The 21,348-nt window shown below is 32.8% G+C and carries 22 protein-coding genes and 1 tRNA gene; 11 read left to right on the forward strand and 12 right to left on the reverse strand.

Going from position 1 to position 21,348, the window contains the following annotated elements; genetic code table 11:
* Window positions 1-69 precede the first annotated feature (69 nt).
* Together folB and CA2559_RS03430 are read left to right on the forward strand one after the other, a co-directional pair.
* Window positions 70-429: a dihydroneopterin aldolase gene (gene folB / locus CA2559_RS03425; protein ID WP_013186448.1), complete on the forward strand. Its 360-nt coding sequence runs from the start codon at window positions 70-72 to the stop codon at window positions 427-429.
* 71 nt (window positions 430-500) lie between these two features.
* A tRNA-Cys gene (locus CA2559_RS03430) sits at window positions 501-571 on the forward strand.
* A gap of 31 nt (window positions 572-602) precedes the next feature.
* Here the strand turns inward: CA2559_RS03430 and CA2559_RS03435 are convergent.
* The 3 genes from CA2559_RS03435 to rnr are packed head-to-tail and all read right to left on the reverse strand — an operon-like array spanning window position 603 to window position 3,752.
* Window positions 603-821, reverse strand: a complete 219-nt coding sequence (locus CA2559_RS03435; RefSeq protein ID WP_013186449.1) for a VF530 family protein — start codon at window positions 819-821, stop codon at window positions 603-605.
* The gene (locus tag CA2559_RS03440; protein WP_013186450.1) at window positions 821-1,513 is read right to left on the reverse strand and encodes a LysE family translocator; all 693 of its coding nucleotides are present in this window, start codon (window positions 1,511-1,513) and stop codon (window positions 821-823) included. Before CA2559_RS03440 ends, CA2559_RS03435 begins: the two co-directional genes overlap by 1 nt.
* 31 nt (window positions 1,514-1,544) lie before the next feature.
* Window positions 1,545-3,752: a ribonuclease R gene (gene rnr / locus CA2559_RS03445; protein WP_013186451.1), complete on the reverse strand. Its 2,208-nt coding sequence runs from the start codon at window positions 3,750-3,752 to the stop codon at window positions 1,545-1,547.
* A gap of 986 nt (window positions 3,753-4,738) precedes the next feature.
* Here rnr and rpiB point away from each other — a divergent pair.
* Window positions 4,739-5,170 (forward strand): ribose 5-phosphate isomerase B, encoded by a 432-nt coding sequence (gene rpiB, locus CA2559_RS03450; RefSeq protein WP_013186452.1) that lies wholly within the window; start codon window positions 4,739-4,741, stop codon window positions 5,168-5,170.
* A gap of 1 nt (window position 5,171) precedes the next feature.
* On the forward strand, window positions 5,172-5,615 hold the full coding sequence (locus CA2559_RS03455; RefSeq protein ID WP_013186453.1) for a GNAT family N-acetyltransferase: 444 nt from the start codon (window positions 5,172-5,174) through the stop codon (window positions 5,613-5,615).
* Between the two features lie 52 nt (window positions 5,616-5,667).
* On the opposite strand, the gene CA2559_RS03460 is transcribed toward CA2559_RS03455, so the two are convergent.
* From CA2559_RS03460 to trhO, 6 genes are all read right to left on the reverse strand, one after another.
* Window positions 5,668-6,048 carry a hypothetical protein gene (locus CA2559_RS03460; protein WP_013186454.1) on the reverse strand — a complete coding sequence of 127 codons (381 nt, stop codon included), beginning with the start codon at window positions 6,046-6,048 and terminating at the stop codon, window positions 5,668-5,670.
* A 48-nt stretch (window positions 6,049-6,096) separates the two neighbouring features.
* Complete coding sequence (locus CA2559_RS03465; RefSeq protein WP_013186455.1) at window positions 6,097-6,921, reverse strand: sterol desaturase family protein; 825 nt, start codon at window positions 6,919-6,921, stop codon at window positions 6,097-6,099.
* Between the two features lie 3 nt (window positions 6,922-6,924).
* On the reverse strand, window positions 6,925-9,246 hold the full coding sequence (locus CA2559_RS03470; protein WP_013186456.1) for a penicillin-binding protein 1A: 2,322 nt from the start codon (window positions 9,244-9,246) through the stop codon (window positions 6,925-6,927).
* A 9-nt stretch (window positions 9,247-9,255) separates the two neighbouring features.
* Window positions 9,256-9,738, reverse strand: a complete 483-nt coding sequence (locus CA2559_RS03475; RefSeq protein WP_013186457.1) for a gliding motility lipoprotein GldH — start codon at window positions 9,736-9,738, stop codon at window positions 9,256-9,258.
* 3 nt (window positions 9,739-9,741) lie between these two features.
* A complete protein-coding gene (locus tag CA2559_RS03480) occupies window positions 9,742-10,914 on the reverse strand; it encodes a PSP1 domain-containing protein (RefSeq protein WP_013186458.1) in 1,173 nt (390 codons plus the stop codon).
* 95 nt (window positions 10,915-11,009) lie between these two features.
* Complete coding sequence (gene trhO / locus CA2559_RS03485; protein WP_013186459.1) at window positions 11,010-12,041, reverse strand: oxygen-dependent tRNA uridine(34) hydroxylase TrhO; 1,032 nt, start codon at window positions 12,039-12,041, stop codon at window positions 11,010-11,012.
* A gap of 411 nt (window positions 12,042-12,452) precedes the next feature.
* On the opposite strand from trhO, the gene recA reads away from it, so the two are divergent.
* The 4 genes from recA (at window position 12,453) to CA2559_RS03505 (ending at window position 16,037) form a co-directional block, all read left to right on the forward strand.
* Window positions 12,453-13,466: a recombinase RecA gene (gene recA / locus CA2559_RS03490; protein WP_013186461.1), complete on the forward strand. Its 1,014-nt coding sequence runs from the start codon at window positions 12,453-12,455 to the stop codon at window positions 13,464-13,466.
* Window positions 13,467-13,566: 100 nt separating this feature from the next.
* Window positions 13,567-13,977 carry a hypothetical protein gene (locus tag CA2559_RS03495; RefSeq protein WP_013186462.1) on the forward strand — a complete coding sequence of 137 codons (411 nt, stop codon included), beginning with the start codon at window positions 13,567-13,569 and terminating at the stop codon, window positions 13,975-13,977.
* Window positions 13,978-13,992: 15 nt separating this feature from the next.
* Entirely contained in the window at window positions 13,993-14,532 is a 540-nt protein-coding gene (locus CA2559_RS03500) for an RNA polymerase sigma factor (RefSeq protein ID WP_013186463.1), read from the forward strand.
* Between the two features lie 8 nt (window positions 14,533-14,540).
* Window positions 14,541-16,037 carry a hypothetical protein gene (locus CA2559_RS03505; RefSeq protein ID WP_013186464.1) on the forward strand — a complete coding sequence of 499 codons (1,497 nt, stop codon included), beginning with the start codon at window positions 14,541-14,543 and terminating at the stop codon, window positions 16,035-16,037.
* Between the two features lie 126 nt (window positions 16,038-16,163).
* Here CA2559_RS03505 and CA2559_RS03510 read toward each other — a convergent pair whose 3' ends face one another.
* Complete coding sequence (locus CA2559_RS03510; protein ID WP_041240892.1) at window positions 16,164-16,910, reverse strand: lysophospholipid acyltransferase family protein; 747 nt, start codon at window positions 16,908-16,910, stop codon at window positions 16,164-16,166.
* 74 nt (window positions 16,911-16,984) lie between these two features.
* Between CA2559_RS03510 and trpS the strand changes: the two genes are divergently transcribed.
* Window positions 16,985-17,953: a tryptophan--tRNA ligase gene (gene trpS / locus CA2559_RS03515; RefSeq protein WP_013186466.1), complete on the forward strand. Its 969-nt coding sequence runs from the start codon at window positions 16,985-16,987 to the stop codon at window positions 17,951-17,953.
* A 13-nt stretch (window positions 17,954-17,966) separates the two neighbouring features.
* On the opposite strand, the gene CA2559_RS03520 is transcribed toward trpS, so the two are convergent.
* Complete coding sequence (locus tag CA2559_RS03520) at window positions 17,967-18,569, reverse strand: hypothetical protein (protein WP_013186467.1); 603 nt, start codon at window positions 18,567-18,569, stop codon at window positions 17,967-17,969.
* 40 nt (window positions 18,570-18,609) lie between these two features.
* Complete coding sequence (gene dprA / locus CA2559_RS03525; RefSeq protein ID WP_013186468.1) at window positions 18,610-19,710, reverse strand: DNA-processing protein DprA; 1,101 nt, start codon at window positions 19,708-19,710, stop codon at window positions 18,610-18,612.
* Between the two features lie 100 nt (window positions 19,711-19,810).
* Between dprA and CA2559_RS03530 the strand changes: the two genes are divergently transcribed.
* Together CA2559_RS03530 and CA2559_RS03535 are read left to right on the forward strand one after the other, a co-directional pair.
* A complete protein-coding gene (locus tag CA2559_RS03530; protein ID WP_013186469.1) occupies window positions 19,811-20,764 on the forward strand; it encodes an HU domain-containing protein in 954 nt (317 codons plus the stop codon).
* Window positions 20,765-20,826: 62 nt separating this feature from the next.
* Window positions 20,827-21,339: an acyl-CoA thioesterase gene (locus CA2559_RS03535; protein ID WP_013186470.1), complete on the forward strand. Its 513-nt coding sequence runs from the start codon at window positions 20,827-20,829 to the stop codon at window positions 21,337-21,339.
* Window positions 21,340-21,348: the final 9 nt, after the last annotated feature.

The following is a 21,348-nucleotide window of genomic DNA, read 5'->3' on the forward strand; positions in this document are numbered from 1 at the left end:
AAAACGCTTCAACTCTTATAATACTTAGGAAAACTCATGTATTGAATTACCTTTGTAAAAACTTAACCCATGGGAAAAATACATTTAACCAATATAAAGGTCTTTGCCTATCACGGCTGTCTTGTTGAAGAGAGTAAAATTGGTAGCGACTATCTTGTAAATTTAACTGTAGAAGGTGATTTATCTTTGTCTGCAAAAACAGATAATCTTAATGATACTATTGATTATGTACATTTAAACAGAGTTGTAAAAGAAGAAATGAAAGAACCATCTCATCTTTTAGAGACTGTTGCAGAACGTATTTTAACTAGAATTTTTGAAGAATTAATTATTGTACAAAGCGCTACTGTTTCTGTAAGTAAAGTAAATCCTCCTATTGGTGGAGACGTTGCTATGGTTACTGTAGAGCGTACAAAGCGAAGGTCATAAAAAAAGATTGTAGCTTTGCAATATAGGAACGGTTAAACTAACATTTTTTGTTATATTTGCCGTCCAATATTGGTATCGTGGCCGAGTGGCTAGGCAGAGCTCTGCAAAAGCTCGTACAGCGGTTCGAATCCGCTCGATACCTCTAAAAACCCTTAACTAACGTTAGGGGTTTTTTATTTTTTAATGGTTTTAAGATATAAACGTTCTACCTTTTCTCTAGCCCAAGGCGTTCGCCTTAAGAATTTTAAACTGGATTTTATTGTAGGATTGCTATTAAAGCAATTAATCTTAATACGATCTCCTAACTCATCCCAACCGTAATGATTTACAAGAGTATCTAAGATATCGGCCAATTTTACACCGTGTAAAGGATTATTAGGTTGTTCTTGCATTATTTTAATGGTGTTTCTGGAATACGTTCTTCTAACTCGTGTTTTAATGCATCTAATTCTGAAGGAAATAAACCTTGACTTATAAGTATTACTCCAAATATGATAATGATAATACTTATAATACGTTTAAAATTGAATATTCTTACTGGTGTTAGTTTGTGATTTAACTTTTTAGCAAGCAACATCTTAAATACATCTACAACTAAATAAGTGGCTAATACAGTGCCAAAGAATACGAGAAGTCTGTTAGGTTGCATATCCATCTTAGGGCCAAATACTATGATTAAACCTAGCCAAAATCCTAAAACACCAATATTTATAAAGTTTAAAAGAAAGCCTTTTACTGCAAGACCTATATAATCACTCTTACTTAGTTTTCGTATTTCAGGTTGTTCTTCTTGAGGTAATGCTTTTTTAAGTTTCATGAAAGCCATGACACCATAGGTTGTCATGATAACACCACCAAAAATAAACAATGCAGGATCATCTTTTATACGTTCTAAAAGCTTGCTTGTAGAAAAATAGGCAATTAATAAAAAAATAGCATCTGCTAGGATAACACCAATATCAAAAGACAAAGCAGCTCTAAAACCTTTTATTGCAGCAGTTTCTAATAATACAAAGAATACTGGACCTAAAAGGAAGGCCAGAAAAAATCCTAGAGGTATTGCTGTAAAAATGTCCTGAAACATTGTTAGTTTTTTACAAAGATATGCATACTTACTATCCTTGTGTTTCTACTTCGGCTTTACTTCCTATTAGTGTAAAATCTAAATGACGTTTTACAAGATCTGCATCTTTTACTTTTACATAAACTTCATCTCCTAATTGATACACTTTTTTAGTTTTTCGACCTACAATAGCATAGTTTTCTTCATCAAAATCATAGTGATCATCTGAGATGTCTCTTAACCTTACCATACCTTCACATTTGTTATCTATAATTTCTACATAGATTCCCCATTCTGTAACTCCAGATATTACACCTAAGAAATTTTCATCTTTATGATCCTGCATGAATTTAATCTGCATGAATTTTATAGAGTCACGTTCTGCTTTGGTAGCTAAATACTCCATCTCACTACTATGGCTACATTGATCTTCATAAGTTTCTGCGTCTGCAGATTTACCTTTATCTAGATAATACTGTAATAAACGATGTGCCATGACATCTGGATAACGACGTATTGGCGATGTGAAATGTGAATAATAATCGAATGCTAAACCGTAATGCCCTATATTTTCTGTAGAATAATAGGCTTTACTCATAGTACGAATGGTAAGCGTATCTATTAAATTTTGTTCTTTAGTACCATTTACATCTTGTAAAAGTTTATTTAAAGATTGCGTAGTAGTCTTTCTTGATTTAAAATTAAGAGTGTACCCAAAACGACCTACAAGGTTTTGTAAGGCACTTAATTTATCTGAATTTGGCTCGTCATGACAACGGTATACAAATGTTTTTTTAGGGTCTTGTTTACCTATAAATTCTGCTACTTTCTTATTGGCAAGTAACATGTATTCTTCAATAAGTTTATTAGCATCTTTAGATGTCTTAAAGAAAACTCCAACTGGTTCATTAGCTTCGTTAAGCTCAAATTTAACTTCAACTTTATCAAAAGAAATAGCACCTTGACCCATACGTTTTCTACGCATGATTTTAGCTACTTTGTCCATTTTTAAAATAGCATCTGCAATAGCATCGTCTGTTTTATAGGCTTTTCCTGTTAAAGAAACATCTGCAGGAATGCTAGTGGATTTACTTTCAATAATTGCCTGAGCTTCTTCGTATGCAAATCTGGCATCACTATAGGTTACAGTTTTACCAAACCATTGATTGTGTATTTTTGAGTTTTCATCTATCTCGAAAACAGCTGAAAAGGTATATTTTTCTTCATTAGGACGTAATGAACAAGCATTGTTAGATAATACTTCTGGAAGCATTGGCACTACTCTATCTACTAAATAAACAGATGTTGCACGTTCATAAGCTTCATCATCTAAAATTGTACCTGGTTTAAGATAGTGAGATACATCTGCAATATGAATTCCTACTTCGTAATGCCCGTTTTCTAAAATCTTAAAACTTAAGGCATCATCAAAATCTTTTGCATCTTTAGGATCTATTGTAAAGGTTAGCGTATCACGCATATCTCTACGTTTCTTAATTTCAGATTCTTGTATAGATGTATCTATCTTGTTAGCAAACTCTTCTACTTCTTTTGGAAATTCATGTGGTAATCCATATTGTGCAAGAATCGCATGTATTTCTGTTTCATGTTCTCCTGGAACACCGAGAACTTCTATAACGCGACCAAAAGGAGAATCGGCTTTTTCTGGCCAATCTTCTAGCTCTACAACGACCATCATATTATTTTCTGCGCCGTTTATCTTACTTTTTGGAATAAAGAAATCTGTATACATTTTAGTATCCTGAATGTTTACAAATGCAAACTTTTCTGAGATAGTAATAACGCCTACAAATTCTTTTTTCTTTCGTTCAATTACTTTGGTAATTTCACCTTCATTCTTGCTTTTTCTTCTGGTATTATAAATATATACCTCTACCTGATCACCGTGAAATGCTTTGTTAATATGCTTACTAGGAATGAAAATATCGTCTTCTAAATCTTCAACGACCACATAACCATCACCTTTACTAGTCATATCTAAGGTACCAGTAACATAGTCTTGAGGGCCATTAAATTGAAATTTACCACGATCTACCTCAACAATTTGTTGTTTAGCAGCTAATTGGGAAAGTTTTTTTATGATTTGATTTCTTCCGCTAGCATCTGTAATGTTAAGTTGGGAAGCAATTTGTTTGTAATTGAAGTTTTGATTTGGACGCTTACGAATAATGTCCAATATAGTTTTAGTAAGGTTTGGAATCTGTGTAGATTTTTTCTTACCGAATTTTTTCTTGCTCATTTATTTAAATTAGGCTTAAAATTACGGCTTATAAATTAAACAATATGAATTCTATGATAGGAATAACACATACAAACATATGGTTGAACCATAATTTTATATTTAATAATAATATTTTAACGATATTTTAATAAATAATTTTCACAACTCTTAAAATTATCATAAATTTGTTTAAGACAAGGATTTAACTTGTGTTGCACATATGAAAAAAATAAGAATCATATTCGTTTTATTCATTCTAATTTTTCTCTTAGGAATATTTGGTTTTGCTAGATATATATCTAATTCTTTAGCAGATGACCATAAAGAATCCTTCGATGAAAATTCAGAACAAACTTCAATATACAACGGCTTTTAATTAGCCGTTTTTTTTTGCTCTATACTATACTACATTAAACTTAGTAATATTTTTTTAGCTTCTGTTTTTACTAAAATTAAAATCTCATTTTTAATAGTTGTTATTAACAGTATATATAACTATCATTTTTTTTCTTTTAAATTTTAAATAAAACTGTTGGGTATTATAGTGTGTTAATAGCGGTAAAGAATTTTAAATTTTTCTTTTGATTTTAGGTTATTAATATTCTATCAATACTTATTCACAATGTTAAAATTATCTAAACATTTATAAATCAACCTGTATTGAAAATTAATAACAAAAGTTGTGTTTTAAAAATTACAATTGTTGACAACCTGTGGCTAAAATCTATTTCTAATTCTGGTTGTTAATAACTGTTTTTTTAGTGCTGAAAACTTTTAATTAAGATCTAACAACTTTACTTGTTTCTTATATAAATCTGGTTATAATGAATTTTTAATCGAGATTTCAAAATTTTGTTTTGCATTATTAATCACGAGTTATAAACAACAACTAGTTAATTGTTAATATATTGATTGTTAGATAGTAAGGTGTTAATTTTAGTTTTGTAATTAACAATGTAAATCTTCTACTTTAACTACCTTTGTATCATAAAATTAGACTTATTATGAAAATTGCTATTGGTAATGACCACGCTGGTACATTTTACAAAAATACAATTGTAGAGTACCTTAAATCTGAAAATATTGAAGTTATTAATTACGGGACAAACTCTGAGGATAGTGTAGATTATCCAGACTTTGTACATCCTGTTGCAGCAGATGTAGAGTCTAATAGTGTAAATCTTGGTATTATAATTTGTGGTAGTGGTAATGGTGCATCTATGACAGCTAATAAACACCAAGGCGTACGTTCTGCTTTATGCTGGACAAAAGAGATTACAAAACTTGCCAGAGAGCATAATGATGCTAATATTTTAAGCATTCCTGCACGATTTACATCTGTACAACAAGCTTTAGAGATGGTTAAAGTGTTTTTAAATACTGAGTTTGAAGGTGGTCGTCACCAAACACGTGTAGATAAAATAGCGTGTTCTTAATATGATTACAATTGCTATTAAAACATTTAAAGAACTTAGTACCGAAGAGTTATATAGTATTCTTCAACTAAGATCGGAAGTATTTGTGGTAGAACAAAACTGTGTATATCAAGATATAGACTTTAAAGATCAAAATGCTTTACATGTAATTGGTGTGAAAGATGATGCTATAGTTGCTTATACAAGATGTTTTAAGCCTGGTTTTTATTTTGAGGAAGCAAGTATTGGTCGTGTTGTTGTAAAAGATAAAGAACGAAAATATGGTTATGGTTATGATATAATGAATGCATCTATTAAAGCTATTAAAGATGTATACGATACAGACACTATAAAAATTTCTGCTCAAACCTATTTAAATACTTTTTATACTAATCTTGGTTTTTCTAATATAGGAGAAGGCTACCTAGAAGATGGTATACCACATATTGCAATGATTAAATCATAAAAAAAACCTCTTAAAAAGAGGTTTTTTTATTTGGTAGTTAGCGTTTTACAGATTAATTAATCTTAATAAGGTTTTTCTGCATATCTAAATCACTCAACATAGTGTTTGTAAATTTATAATGACCTCGAGTTGTAATGATTTTAAATTTCTTATTCTTCATATTACTAAGCAACTGAAGAAATTTCCATTTACTTTTAAGTAATCTTGGTTTTTCGGACTTTAAGCTTACCTCGTAAATGTATTCTTCACCATTACGTTCTGCTACTATATCTGGTGTGATAGTAGTTTCTTGTCCACGACCTTTGCGTATGTACGATTTTGGGGATTCGTAACCCTCAACGTCTGCCTTAATATTCTCAAAGCCTCTTTCTTCTAAGTACTCTACAGATTCCTTTAAGAACACTGTACTTTCATTTTTATCTATCGGTATCATAACTCAGAATATAATAAAAATTAAGCGAACTCACAACTATTGAGGCTATTAGCCTTTGTTCTTGTACTTTATATGCTTATTAAACGGTGCATAAAGTTGGTAAGTAATAGTATTTGAGGTAGAATGATCTAGTATATCTAAGCCATATTTTATTTTAGAAGGATCTGCATATACAAAGGTTCCAAATAACCGATCCCAAATAGAAAACATATTACCAAAATTACTATCTGTCCAAGGTAATTCCCAGTGATGGTGAAATTTGTGAACCGTTGGTGTTATAAAAACATAACTTAATGCCTTATCAAATTTAGAGGGTAGCTTTATATTGGCGTGTGTAAAGTATGTAAAGAATACACTTAAAATTCTATAAAATAGGTAGTAAGAAATTGGCATTCCCATGATGATAACTGCAACTAAAGCAAACGTTTCCCGCAATAAAAAATCTAATGGATGGTGTCTTGTACCTGTTGTGGCATCTACATTTAAATCACTATGATGTACAATGTGGAGCCTAAAGAATAAAGGTACTTTATGTAATAGATAATGTACTAAATATTGTGCTATAAAATCTAACACTAATATGGCTAGAAAAAGCTCAATAATAGTAGGTAATTCAATAAGATGTAAAATACCGAAATTATTGTCATCTAACCATTTAAATATTCCTATCGTAAATAAACCGAATAAGAAATTAATTAAAAAAACAAAGCCTAAAAGTATAAAGTTGGTCTTTGCATGTTGCCATTTCTTGTACTTAAATTTTACAAAGGAATAATAACCTTCAGCAATCCAAAATACACTTAATATAAGCACAACCCAACCAACTTTTAAGGCAGTTGGCAATGTCTCAAAAAAGTGCAGAAAAGCGTTCATTGTTTAAAAGTCTAATTCTTCTGGAACATCTTCATCACCATTATTAGTGTTGTTTTCTTCAAATTCTTCACAATCTAAAATGGTCGAAATATTTTCTGGTTTAGGGAAGTTTCCATCAGAAACCTCAATATTTTCATCTGCATAAAGGTATTTCATATAAATACCCCAAATAGGAAGTGCCATAGTAGCACCTTGACCATATCTTGTAGATGAAAAGTGTGTGGCACGATCTTCACCACCAACCCAAACGCCAGTTACTAAGTCTGGTACCATACCCATAAACCAACCATCACTATTATTTTGTGTTGTTCCTGTCTTACCTGCAATAGGGTTTTTAAAATCATAAGGATAGCCTGTAACAGCATTCTTATAGTCTTGCCTAGATGTTGCCCAAGTACCTCTTAAACGGCGTCCTGAACCTGCTTGTGTAACACCTTCCATAAGGTTTACTGTTACATAAGCAGCTTCTTTACTTAACACATCTTTTGTTTCTGGAATATGTTGATAAAGCACTGTGCCATTCTTATCTTCAATACGAGTAACAATAACTGGCTTAACATACACGCCTTCATTTACAAAAGCACTATAAGCTGAAACCATTTCGAAAATACTTAAATCTGGTGTTCCTAAAGCAATAGAAGGTACTTCAGGTATTTTTCGGGTATCTACACCTAATTTATCTATTAAATCTATAACAGGTTTAGGGCCAACTCTATCTAAAAGCCTAGCGGTAACAGTATTTATAGATCCTGCAAGAGCATCTTTTAAAGTAACTAAACCACCATAACTACCGTCACTATTTTTAGGAGTCCAATCTTTTGTGTTACCGTGTTTTCCTGCTTCAATTGTATATTGTGTATTAGGAACTTTATCACAAGGAGAAAGGTGTAATTGATCAATTGCAGTTGCATAAACAAAAGGCTTAAATGTAGAACCTATTTGTCGCTTTTGTTTTTTAACGGCATCATACTTAAAGTGTTTATAGTTAATACCACCAACCCAAGCTTTTACTTCACCTGTTTGTGGTTTCATACTCATCATACCACTTCTAAGAAACGATTTGTAATAAATGATAGAGTCTCTAGGCGTCATTGTTGTATCTATATCACCATCCCAACCAAAGACACGCATATCAGTTTTCTTTTTAAAGGAAGCTCTAATGTCTTTTTCAGATTTTCCTTCGGCAGTCATCTTTTTCCAACGATCACTAACCTTCATAGCGCGTTGAATAATGTCTTCTGTTTCGTCTACGTCTATATCTCTAAAAGGCGCTGTTTTATTCTTCTTATTTTGTCTTGTAAATTCTTTTTGAATGTGAGACATGTGTTCTTTTACAGCATCTTCTGCGTGTCTTTGCATATCTGAATCTATGCTGGTATAAATTTTTAGACCATCTCTGTAAATATTATATGTTGAGCCGTCTGTCTTTTTATTTTCCTTAATCCATTCTTTTAAAAACTCTTGAAGGTAGGCTCTAAAATATGTTGCTACACCTTCATCATGACCTTCTGGAGAATATTCAATATTTAGATCTTCGGCTTGTAATTCATTTTTAACCTCTTCTGTAATAAATCCATTTTTAGCCATTTGAGCTAATACAACATTACGACGTTGTTTTACAAGTTCTGGTCGCTTTAAGGGATTATATAATGAAGAGTTTTTAAACATACCAGCTAGCATTGCAGACTCTACAGTATTAAGTTCCATTGGCTCTTTACTAAAGTATATACGGCTTGCAGAGCGTATACCTATTGCTTGATTTAAGAAATCATACTTGTTAAAATACATAGTAATAATTTCTTCTTTAGTATATTGGCGTTCCAACCTAACAGCAATTACCCATTCTTTTACTTTTTGTAGCGCACGCTGAAATTTACTTGAGCTTACCTGATCTGTAAAAAATTGCTTAGCCAATTGTTGTGTTATAGTACTAGCTCCACCTTTTGTTCCTAAATAAGTAATAGCTCTTGCAGTACCTCTACCATCTATACCAGAATGGTCATAATAACGCTCATCTTCAACAGCTATTAGAGCATTTACTAAGTGGTCTGGTAAAGAGTCATACTTAACTGGAGTTCTATTTTCCTTATAAAACTTTCCAAGTGTTTCTCCTTTAGAGTCTATAATCTCTGTAGCAAGATTAGTCTCAGGATTTTCCATTTGGGTTTCATCTGGTAAGTCACTAAACCAAGCAGTAAATAAGAAAAGAAGTGCTACAGATAAGATACCTCCAAAAAAAAGTATCCAAAACCACTTTATATATTTACTAAAACCCTCCTTACTTTCTTTTTTCTTTGAAGAAGATTTAGGTGCTGTCTTTGCCATATTCTTATGTTATTTTGAAGTTGGTTTTTCTATTCTTACACCTACTTCTGTAATACCTTTTAATGTTTCTAATCCTGCTACAGAGCCGTTTTGTCTCATGGCATGTTTAATACTAATGCTATACTCTCCAGCTTCATTAAAAACTAGATGTTCTTTATACCAAAGTTTATTTTCTTTTATATCTCCAAAACCATCTCCCATATAAGTACCATCTGGATATGCCATAGGATACTCTAAAGTATCTGTAACTTTTTTACCGTTAGGATATTGTAACTCTGTAATTAAAAATAAGTTACTAAAATTATAGTCGCTTGTGTTTCTTAAGTTAATAAACGCATTATAGGGTTGTATCGTATCTAATCCAGAAATCTTAAAGGTTAATGGCTCTTTAGAAGACCATTGTCCAGAAACTGTCTTATAATTATCATATACGCTATTATCTGAACAAGAGCAACATAATAGGCTAAGACATAAAACGATTAAAAAACGCATGAATTATTTCTTTTGAGAATTGTTTTTAGGTCGCTTACTTTTTTGTCGTTTATTACGACGACGCTTGTTATTGTTACGCTTATTCTTAGGTTTATCAAAACGTGTGAGACTGTCTTCTCCTACAGAATCTTTAAACGTATTTATTTCTGAAGCTGTTTCAACAACGTAATCTTCTAAACTTGCCACAGGTTCTCTTTTCTTATTGGCTTCAATAATTTGATGAACTCTATCTGTACTTAATTCAAACCAGTTCATCCATTCACCTTCATAAGCAAACCACATAGATCCTTTAAAAATGTCTATTTTTTGACAAACAGCCTTACCTTTTTCTGTAAAAAGCTTGGTATCTTGTTTAGGGAAGTTGTTTAAAGCGTCTAAATATGAATCTAACTCATAGTTTAAGCAACATTTAAGCTTACCACATTGTCCTGCAAGCTTTAATGGGTTTAATGATAGTTGTTGGTATCTTGCTGCAGATGTGGTTACACTCCTAAAATCTGTTAACCAAGTAGAGCAACATAATTCTCTACCACAAGACCCAATACCTCCTAACCTACTAGCTTCTTGTCTAAAACCAATTTGTCGCATTTCTATACGAGTTCTAAATTCTTGAGCAAACTCTTTAATAAGTTGTCTAAAATCTACACGTTCTTCTGCTGTATAATAAAAGGTAGCTTTAGAGCCATCTCCTTGAAACTCTATATCACTAATTTTCATTTTAAGCTTAAGCCTTATAGCAATTTGCCTAGCTTTTACTTTAAAAGGATCTTCTTTGGCTCGATAATCTTGCCAAATATCAATATCTTTTTGTGAAGCCTTTCTATATATTTTTTTAACCTCATCGCTATTGGTTCTTACTTTTTTCTTACGCATCTGCACTTTAACAAGCTCGCCTGTAAGTGTTACAATACCAATATCGTGTCCAGAATCGGCTTCTGTAGCTACAACATCACCAATAGAAAGTGTAAGGTGTTCTGAGTTTTCAAAGAATAGTTTTCTGCCGTTCTTAAACCTAACCTCTACATAGTTAAAAGGAGCTACTCCTTGTGGGAGCTCCATATTTGAAAGCCAATCAAATACTGTAAGTTTATTACATCCATCTGATCCGCAAGTTCCGTTATTTTTACAACCTTTAGGTTGGCCGTCTTTACCTGTCGAACAACTTCCACACGCCATATATCATATATATTGAAACAAGTACTATTATTATAGTCTTGTTGTATTAATTATCTACTAGCGTAAAGATACCAAAATATAGTGCATTGATATTTTTAAGCTTTATATTTTAATTTTTCTGAACGTCCCTTCTTAAAAATCTTATTACTGTTATGAGATCCTTTTCGCAATTCACGTTGTGTCTCAATAGGTAAGGCATTAATGTCTTGACATTCTGTCGAGCAACACGTATCCATAGCTTTTGAACACTCTTCACATTGTATAAATAACAAATGGCAAGCCTCATTAGCACAATTTACGTGAGTATCACAAGCTTTTCCACATTGGTGACAGTTTGAGATGACATCATCTGAGATACGCTCACTTCGCCTATGGTCAAACACAAAATTCTTACCAAGAAACTTATTTTCTAATGCTTTTTCATTTACCTGTCGGGTATACTCTATAATACCACCTTCTAGCTGAAATACGTTTTTAAATCCTTTATGCTTATAGTAAGCACTAGCTTTTTCACAACGTATGCCACCAGTGCAATACATAACGAGTTTCTTGTCTTCTTTATGATCTTTAAGATCTTCTTCAATAATATCTAAAGAGTCTCTAAAAGTATCTACATCTGGTGTGATAGCATTTTTAAAATGACCAATTTCACTCTCATAGTGGTTACGCATATCAACCAACACCGTATTAGGGTCTTCAATAAGTTGGTTAAATGTTTCAGCATCTACGTGAACACCTTTGTTAGTTACATCAAAAGAGGTGTCATTTAAACCGTCTGCAACAATTTTAGGACGCACCTTAACTTTAAGTTTTAAAAATGATTTAGCATCTTGCTCTACAGCAATGTTAAGCCTCACATTTTCAAGAAAATTTATATCATCTATAAAAGCTTTAAATTCATTGAATTTTTTTGCTGGTACAGATAATTGCGCATTTATACCTTCATGAGCAACATAAATTCTTCCTAGAACCTCAAGTTGGTCCCAAGCAAGAAACAGGTGATTTCTAAAAATTTCTGGATTGCCAATTTTGGCGTATTTGTAAAAAGAGAGCGTAAGGCGGTCTTCTCCAGCCTTGTCTATAAGTTCTGCTCTTTCTTTTGCGCTTAATTTGTTGTACAGTTGCATGCTATACGTGATTTAAGGTTAAGAAAATTTAAGCTACAAAGGTAGTTAAAGTATATTTTATTGCTACAATTAAAAATGCCCGATAAGTTGAGATTACCTTATCGGGCATTTTTCGAATGGCTAATTCGTTACTAAAATTTTTTGTGTTCTAAAAAAATCGTTGTAACGCATTAGCCTCCATCAGCTTTAAAGCTACAACCTAAAAGGATTGCAGCTTTGCAGCTTCCTGAAGAGTTCAAAATAATTGTTTTTTGAAAAAACTTCATAGCACTTTGTTCATTTGCTTTTATAAAAGATGCTTTATTTTTAAAAAGGTTGCGTGTGTTGATATGTTAATTTTAAAAACATTGTCCTTAGCCAAAAGAGTTACTACCTTAGCGGCATAAGACAGAATTTAATAAAAGATTGAAAATGAGCGATAAAAAAGAAAAAGAAGCAAAACTAAAAGCACTAAAGCTTACTTTAGATAAGATGGACAAGACTTATGGTAAAGGTACAGTCATGAAAATGAGTGATCAATCTGTGAGTGATGTTGAAGCAATTTCTACAGGTTCTTTAGGTTTAGATTTAGCTTTGGGAGTAGGTGGTTACCCTAGAGGACGTATAGTTGAAATTTACGGTCCAGAATCTTCAGGTAAGACAACCTTAACCTTGCACGCCATAGCAGAAGCTCAAAAAGCGGGTGGCATAGCTGCTTTTATAGATGCAGAACACGCTTTTGACCGTTTTTATGCTGAAAAATTAGGAGTAGACTTAGAGAACTTAATTATATCTCAACCAGATAATGGTGAGCAGGCTCTAGAAATTACAGACAACTTAATTAGATCTGGCGCTATAGATATTATTGTAATTGACTCGGTTGCGGCACTTACACCTAAAAGTGAGATTGAAGGTGAAATGGGAGATTCTAAAATGGGTCTTCACGCAAGATTAATGTCTCAAGCATTAAGAAAGCTAACAGGATCTATAAGTAAAACCAAGTGTACCGTTATCTTCATTAACCAATTGCGTGAAAAAATTGGAGTTATGTTTGGTAACCCAGAAACTACAACAGGTGGTAATGCACTTAAATTTTACTGTTCAGTTAGATTAGACATTCGTCGATCTACACAAATAAAAGACAGCAATAGCGAGGTGCAAGGTAATAAGACACGTGTAAAAGTTGTTAAAAACAAAGTAGCACCACCATTTAGAACTGCAGAGTTCGATATTATGTACGGTCAAGGAATTTCTAAGGTTGGTGAAATTATTGATATTGGTGTAGACTATGAAATTGTTAAAAAAGCAGGTTCCTGGTTTAGCTATGAAGACACAAAGCTAGGACAAGGTAGAGATGCTGTAAAAGCATTATTACTAGATAATCCAGAGTTAATGGAAGAGTTAGAAACCAAAATTAAAGCCGCCATAAAAGTGGCAAAAGAATAAAACAAAAAAAATCTCAAATTAATTTTTGAGATTTTTTTTTGTCTCAAACGCAACCATTTATAAAAAATTGCATCTTAATAAAAAACCCCATTTTAATAAGATGAAAAAATTAATGCTTTTGCTACTTTTAGGTGTATGTATTACCGCTTGTAGCATTGATGATGAAGAAGACTTTGAGTTTGAGTTTGTTAACGTAGAGAGTGTAAACCTTCCAGATACACTTGTGTTTGGTAACACGTATCAATTTGAAGTTGTTTACAATCGCCCTACAGAATGCCATTTCTTTGCAGGATTTGACTATGCTAAAAATCAAAACACCAGAGAAGTTGCGGTGATTAATGCTTTTGAGCAAAACCAATCTTGTCCAGAGATGGAAAACTTGACTGGAACAACAGATTTAAATTTTATTGTAGAGCGAGACGATTTTTATATTTTCAAGTTCTATCAAGGAGAAGACAGTAATGGTGACGCACAGTTTTTAACCGTTGAAGTTCCTGTTGCAGAAAATTAATTAACAACAGAAAATTTGAGTTTAGATCAACTCATTCTTAAATGCAAAAAGCAAGACATAAAGGCACAAGGACAGCTGTATCAATTATTTGCAGATAAGCTGTTTAGTGTAAGCCTAAAGTATTCTCGTAATTATAGCGAAGCAGAAGACAATTTGCAAGATGCTTTTTTACAGATATTTAAGAAAATAGATCAATATAAAAATAAAGGTTCTTTTGAAGGTTGGTTAAAACGTATTGTAATAAACATAGCACTTCAAAAATATAGGAAGCAAACCTATTTTGAAATTGTAGACGAACAACAACTAGAAGAACCTAGTGTAGAAGTAGAAGAAAATGATATTAAGTTAGACTTTCTTTTAAAGTGCATACAACAATTACCAGACAGGTACAGGTTAGTATTTAACCTATATGTTTTAGATGGTTACGCACATAAAGATATTGCGGATTTGTTAAGCATCTCTGTAGGAACATCTAAATCTAACCTTGCAAGAGCAAGACATATATTAAAGGCAACTATAGAAGACGCCCAACCAAAAGGACAACAGTCTCTTTAAAAAGACTAATGAAAGAGGAAAAAAACATAGATAGATTATTTCAAGAAAAGTTTAAAGACTTTAACGCAAAACCTAGCGCTAAAGTTTGGGCTAATATTGAAAAGGAACTCAAAGAAGATAAGGAAAGAACGCCATTTATTATCCCATTATGGTATAAGATTGGAGGAATTGCAGCCGCATTAGTTTTGGTATTTTGGTTTTCCCAATCATTATTAACTACAGATACTACTAATACTATAGTTGATCAAGATGGTTTAGAAAACACTAAAGTTAAAACCCAAGTAGAAGATAAAGATACAGTTAACAACAATTCTAAATTAGACGTTGTTGAAAATACTAACAAGACACCTGAGCCTGAAACATCTTCAACCAATGAAATTGTTTCTTCAACTGGGCAAAAAACATCTAAAGAAATTAAATCAAATAAGAACACGTATAAATCTTCAGTTACTTTAAAAGAATCTATTTCTAATGTTAAAGGTGATATTAGAGTAGCTAACAAGAGTAACGTAAATCAAAAACAGAATAATAATTTAGAGCCTTTAGACAAGCGTTTAAATTCTAATGAAAACAATAAGTTTCAGCAACCTAACTCTACTCAGAATACTACTGCAGTAACTTCTGAAGACAGTAGCACTAACTCCAACATTTCAAGTGAAAAAGAAAATAATGAGACTACTGAGGTTGCTGAAACTAACTTACCATCGCTTTTAGAAGAAGCTGAAAAACAAAAGCAAGCAGAGACAGAAGATGAAGATGTAGTGGAAGCTACTACTTTTAAAAAATGGAATGCAAGCCCTTATGTTGCTCCTATTTATGCTAGTGGTTTTGGAAACGGTAGCACTATAGATCCTCAATTTTCAGATAATGAAACTAGTAGTGATGTTACTTTGGCATATGGTGTAAATGTATCTTATGCAGTTAACGAACGCTTAAAGATTCGTTCTGGTGTAACTAGAATGACACACAGTACCAACACAAATAATATTGCATTTAGTCCTTCGGGAAGAGAAACATCTCTACAAAACTTAAAACCAAACACTAATAGCGGTGTGTATGTACAAGTAGGAGATAGCGAAACCCTTACGCCAACCGCTACATCTACCTTTACAGAAGACCAGCTTGTAGCAGATAGGACATCAGTATTTTTAGGAGACTTAAATCAACAATTAGGATTTATTGAAGTTCCTGTTGAGCTTGAATATGCTCTAATAAATAAGAGGTTTGGTGTTAACCTTATTGGTGGTGCCAGCACGTTGTTTTTAGAAGATAATAGTATTGCCGTTGTAAATAATGGTAATAGAAATGAGATTGGTGAAGCTACAAATGTAAACAACGTGAGTTTTTCAACAAATCTTGGATTAGGAGTAAATTATAAAATTACAAGTAGCCTACAGTTTAATGTAGAGCCTACATTTAAATATCAAATAAATACGTTTAGCAACTCTAGTAATTTTAACCCTTATTATTTAGGTGTATATTCTGGGTTTAGCTTTAAGTTTTAAAGTATAATGTTAGCGAGGTGGTTCTCCTAACATTTGTTTTAGGTTAATTTTTAGTTGGTTAGGTAGTTATTGCAAAACTCTATCTGATGAGATAGCTTACAGCAATGATGACGAAAATCCGTTCTTTTAAGAGCGGATTTTTTGTGCTTTTAATTCATTTAATATTTCAGTTCTGCACGCAGATTTTAAATCTGCTCTATTAGCTTGCGATTTCCCTTTTGTATTAACAAACTTTAAAACTTTAGCTCTTGTTTTTCCTAAACTACCGCTAAAGAATGTATAAGAAAACCGAGCTTTATTATCATAAAATACAATAGGCACAATAGGTATTTGATGCTCTATTGCCAGCCTAAATGCACCATCTTTAAATACATCTAATACAACAGACTCATCATCTGGAACACCACCTTCAGGAAAAATGCAAATACTTATTCCTGTATCTAAGCGTTTTTTAGCACTATCAAATACAGCTTTTCTGCTTGATGCATTATTGCGATCTACCAAAATACAAGTACGTTTATAAAAGAAACCGAAAATTGGAATTTTAGCCAACTCTGCTTTACCTACAAAAACAAATGGATTTTTTATGGTGTGTAGCATTAGCATAATATCTATCATACTAGTGTGGTTTGCTATAAACATATAAGAATGTCCTGGTTTAGGTTTTTGCTCATACGTTCTTGAAGGAATAAAACCCATACCATATAAAATAAGTTTACCCCAAAAACGCGCTAACTTAAAGAAGAAAGGATACCAGGATTTTTTTGAAATGCTTATTAATAAAATAGGGAACATAATGACCAATGGTAAACCCATTAATAGGTAAAACCAAATGCGCCACAGAAGGATAAAAAAATTACGCACTAAAGACATCTTTCAAAAGTAGGGATTTGTATGTCATATTTCTTAAAAAAAGTACCTTTGCTGTCAAATTTAAAGATAACAGAATGTCTAGGATATTAACAGGCGTACAAAGTACTGGAACGCCACATTTGGGTAATTTATTAGGAGCTATTATACCGGCAATAGAAATGTCGAACGATCCTAAAAACGAATCATATCTATTTATAGCAGATTTACATTCGCTTACTCAAATAAAAGATGCAGAAACATTACGCCAAAATACCTATGCCACCGCAGCTACTTGGTTAGCTTTTGGTCTTGATGTAAACAAGACTGTTTTTTATCGCCAAAGTGATATACCTCAAGTTACAGAGTTATCTTGGTATTTAAGCTGCTTTTATCCCTACCAACGCTTAACATTAGCACATTCATTTAAAGACAAAGCAGACCGTTTAGAAGATGTAAATGCAGGCTTGTTTACATATCCAATGTTAATGGCGGCAGATATATTAATTTATGATGCTGAAATTATTCCAGTAGGAAAAGACCAACTGCAACATATAGAAATGACAAGAGATGTAGCTTCCAGATTTCACGCTAAATTAGGAGAAACCTTTGTGATGCCAGATGGCAAGATACAAGAGGAAACTATGTATATTCCTGGTACAGATGGAGCTAAGATGAGTAAATCTAAAGGAAACATCATTAACTTATTTTTACCAGACAAGAAATTGCGTAAGCAAATAATGACAATTGAAACAGATAGCACACCGCTTGAAGAACCTAAGGATACAGATACTTGTAATGTTTTTGCACTGTATAAATTATTAGGTACTAAAGAACAAGTAGAGCAGATGATGCAAAACTATGCTGGCGGAAACTATGGTTACGGTCACGCCAAACAAGCATTGTACGAACTTATTATTGAAAAATTTGCTGCCGAACGTGAGCGTTTTAATCATTATATGAATAATACAGATGAAATAGATGCTGCTTTAAAAATTGGACAAGAAAAGGCAACCAAAACCGCTAACGAGGTGTTGAAAAGAGTAAGAGAAAAATTGGGATATTAATTTATCTAAAATACTAGAAGGTATAGCCAAGTCTTAAATGCAGATCTACTGCCACATCAGAATCATCTACGATAAATATTCTGTTGCGGTCATTTTGATAAAATAGTTTTCGATAACCAATACCTATACCTGTTTCATAGGTAAAGTGTTTTCCTACTGTACGCTTAATTGCCCATTTCGGTATTATTTGAAGATCTGGAATAACTTCAATATTTTCAACATTACTAATGACAAATAAATTGGGGTGATAACTAATTTTAAGTGCTAGAAAGTTTGCTGTATTATTGGCTATCTTTTTTCCTTTTCTAAAACGTCTATTAAGGTTGTAATACCATCTTGGTTCTAAAGTTATAACAGGTGTTAAAAGAAATTTATCATTAGAGCCAATAAACTCTGCATTAAAAATATCTGCATCAAGACCTATTTCTGTACGTAAGGCAATGGTGTTTGTGAGTCTTGCTTCATTATGACCCCAAATACCAAGAAAGCCAGTTTGTATCCCGTATAAAGATTTTTCAACACTTGCCTTTTGAGTGGACGTTTGTGCGTTTATATTATTAGTTATCGCTAAAAATATAAATGCGTATAAAGCCTTTTTAATAGGTGATTGATGCATAGAAATAGTTATTAATTCTCTAAATCTAAACAATAAAAGTTTAAAACACTTCGAATAACTTACCAGGTAACGGTCTTATAACACCTTTCATTTCCATAGTAAGCAATACAGAAGCAATTTTGTAACTAGGCATATTACAGCCTAAAGCAATAAGGTCTATGTGCTCTTTACCTTGTTCTTGTAAATACTTATAAATAGTTTTTTCTGTATCATCTAATTCTACAAACAAGCTTTTTTGAACTGTTTTTGGTTTTTCATTTATGTCCCAATTTAGCATATAAATTAAATCTGCTGCACTTGTTAGTACGTGTGCCTGCTGTTTTTTAATTAAGGTGTTACACCCAACACTTTGTGTGTCTTTAGGTCTTCCAGGAACTGCAAAAACCTCTCTGTCATAAGAGTTGGCAATATCTGCAGTAACTAAGGAACCACCTTTCTCAGCACTTTCTATAACAATTGTGGCTTCACTTAAGCCAGCAATAATACGATTACGCTTTAAAAAATTATTTCTGTCAAAAGTATCACTACTCCAAAAGTCTGTAATAAAACCACCATTATCTTCTATCTGTGACACATACTTAGAGTGTACTTTAGGATAAATTTGGTTTAAACCATGAGCTAAACAACCTATGGTTTGCAATTGGTGTTTAACAGCAGCCTTTTGCGCAGTTATATCTACACCATAAGCAAAACCAGAAACTATTATTGGGTTTAATGGAGACAATGATTCAATAAACTCGTTACAAAAAGAGATGCCTTGTGTGGTAACTTTTCTAGTGCCAACAATACTTATTATATGCCTGTTATTTAAATTAATAGCGCCACGTTGAAATAGTAAAATAGGGCCATCTGTACATTGCTTTAAGCGCTCAGGATATTCAGAATCCATATAGCTCTGTGTAGTGATATTGTTAGCTTTTATAAATTCGAGTTCAGTTTCAGCAGCGTCAAATAAACTTACATCAAACAATCCTTTTATGCGATGCTCTCCAATACCATCTATTTTTAATAAATTTTGACGTTTCTCCTTAAAAACACCTTCAACAGATCCTACAACAGCAATTAATTTTTTTGCTGTGGTATCTCCAAGATTTGGCGCTTTCTGTAAGGCAAGAAGATGTAAAAGGCTATTGGTATTCATGACAGTTGACTAAGTTACTGTATTTTATCAATTTTTAAGCTGTTGATAAATTTTAAGATTTGTCTTCTACCACGCTATTTTTTCTGTTACTTTTGAAACAATGACTATTTCTCAACACATATCAGATTTACTATACCGATACGAGTGCGTAATTGTTCCAAACTTTGGAGCCTTTATTACTCAAACAGAATCGGCACGCGTTCACGAAACTACCAATGCATTTTATCCGCCAAGAAAGGTAGTATCGTTTAATGAACAACTTCGAAAATCTGATGGGTTGTTAGTTAACCATATTGCAACTACAGAGCATTCTAACTATTATGCGGCATCTTCAAAAGTTGAAACTTTTGTTAGAGAATCAAAATTGGCATTAGATACAGAGAATACCTTTTCATTAGAAAATATAGGTACCTTTTCTAGAACAGAAGAAGGAAAGTTATTATTTGACCCTTCTTACCATATAAACTACCTAGCATCATCTTTTGGTTTATCTTCTTTTACATCTTCTTCTGTAGTAAGGGAAACTGTACAAGAGCATTTAGAGCAAGACGAAATAGAGGTTGAGGAACAAGCTCCTGTAGTAGTTTTAGAAAAAACAAGAGAAACCAAACGTCCATACTTAAAGTATGCTGCCGTTGGCTTGTTGGCACTAGGTCTTTCTGGGTTTTTAGGTTTAAACTATTATAGCTCTCAAGTAAAAGCACATAACATTGCAGAACAACAAAAAGCAGATGCTCAACTAGAACAACACATACAACAAGCAACGTTTGTTATAGATAACCCTTTACAGCCTGTTACTTTTAAGGTAGAAAAACCAAAAGGTAATTACCATATTATTGCTGGAGCATTTAGAGTTGAAGAAAATGCAGATAAAAAGGTAAGCCAATTAGAAGCTAAAGGCTTTAAAGCTAGACGTATTGGTAAAAACAAATATGGTTTACACCAAGTTGTATATAGTAGCCATTCAGATAGGCTAGAGGCTTTGCAGGCATTACGCAATGTAAAGCGTGACGAAAATGCAAGCGCTTGGTTGCTTGTACAGGACAAAGATTAAATAAGCGTTAATTACTTTTATACTCCTCATTTCCATAGTACCTTTGCAAAAAAGAAAATGCTATGGAGGCAAAGACCCCAAAAGAATCTAAAACTACGTATACAGACTTGGTATTACCAAGCGAAACCAATCCTTTAAACAATCTTTTTGGAGGTGAGCTTTTAGCAAGAATGGATCGTGCAGCAAGTATATCTGCAAGGCGCCACAGCCGTCGTATAGTAGTAACTGCATCTGTAAATCACGTTGCATTTAATAGAAGCATTCCCGTAGGAAGTGTTGTTACCGTAGAGGCTATTGTTTCTCGGGCATTTAGAACTTCTATGGAAGTTTTTATTGAAGTGTATGTAGAAGATAGAGAAAGCGGTCTTAGAAGCCTTTCTAACGAAGCGATTTATACATTTGTAGCTGTAGATGATTTAGGTAGTCCAGTTGCAATACCACCATTAAAACCAGAAACAGACCTTGAAATTTCTCGTTATGACGCTGCATTAAGACGTAAGCAATTAAGTTTAGTGTTAGCAGGTAAAATGAAAGCTAATGATGCTACAGAACTAAAGGCACTGTTTGAAGATTAACTAAACAGT

It is taken from the genome of Croceibacter atlanticus HTCC2559 (assembly GCF_000196315.1).
Classification (GTDB): Bacteria; Bacteroidota; Bacteroidia; order Flavobacteriales; family Flavobacteriaceae; genus Croceibacter; species Croceibacter atlanticus.